This window comes from Achromobacter xylosoxidans (genome assembly GCF_002192695.1).
Lineage (GTDB): Bacteria > Pseudomonadota > Gammaproteobacteria > Burkholderiales > Burkholderiaceae_B > Achromobacter > Achromobacter xylosoxidans_C.
In genome coordinates, this window is the sequence record NZ_MTLG01000027.1 from 1 (window position 1) to 869 (window position 869).

Below are 869 nucleotides of genomic sequence, written 5' to 3' on the forward strand. Positions count from 1 at the left end.
CGGGCACGAGTAGTAGTACGGGTGCATGGACTCTTCCAGCGGCTTGTAGCCCCACTGGTTGCCGCTGCGTTCCAGCAGATCGCAGCGGATGTAGCGCAAGGACTGGCCCGGCGCGAGATCACGATGCACACCTTCGACCTTGGCGGTCAGTTCGACCACTGACCACAGCACGTTGCCGCGCAATGCGTGAGCGATAACCTTCGCGCTGACGCGCTCGGTCTGCTGTGGTGCGATCAGTTCCGCGATCAGTTCAGACCGCGATTGGGGAGAGAAATACCAGCCCATGAGAGGCCTCCTCGAAAAGTTGAGCTGGAGGCCTCCCCGTGGGGAAGAACCCCCAGTGGGTGATGGAATGCCGCAGGTGCAGCGAAGGAAAACCTATGCCTTACCCTTAGTCCCAGTCGTCATCGTCGCGATCACAACCGGCCGGACAGCAGCCGAACTCGATCCCATGCGAGCAATAGCCATGCTCCGCATTCCAGTCCTGGGTTTCCTGCCGTTCGGCCGGTGTTGCGTAGTCCCATTCCTGTGCGATCTTCAGCGCCTGTGCGCGCTGTTCTTCCGGCAATCGACCGAGTTGCGCGTCGATCGCCGAACTGAAGCGTTCGACGTAGTAGTCGTGAGACAGTCCGCAACCCTTGGTGGCTTGTGCGGCTGCCGTCTCGCAGAGAGCCCGCCACGCGGGTTCATCCAGCGCGGAGCGGGGGATATCGCAAGCGATGGTGGACATGATGAAGACCTCCAGAAGATGGCCAGGGCCTCCCCCGCATGGGGAAGGAACCCCGGCGGGTGGATGAAGAACACCGCGCATGCGGCGTCTACGATCACGCAGGTTGCAGTTCGGCCTGGCGGCTCCACTCCTGCGTCTT

2 protein-coding genes are annotated in these 869 nt (G+C 62.0%); both read right to left on the minus strand.

Translation table 11 applies throughout. The features are described 5' to 3' along the window. Positions 1–285 (minus strand): hypothetical protein (locus BRO63_RS04420; RefSeq protein WP_088138659.1); only part of this gene is annotated, 285 nt, incomplete at its 3' end. Positions 286–391: 106 nt separating this feature from the next. Further along, the gene (locus BRO63_RS04425) at positions 392–730 is read right to left on the minus strand and encodes a hypothetical protein (RefSeq protein ID WP_003050341.1); all 339 of its coding nucleotides are present in this window, start codon (positions 728–730) and stop codon (positions 392–394) included. Positions 731–869: the final 139 nt, after the last annotated feature.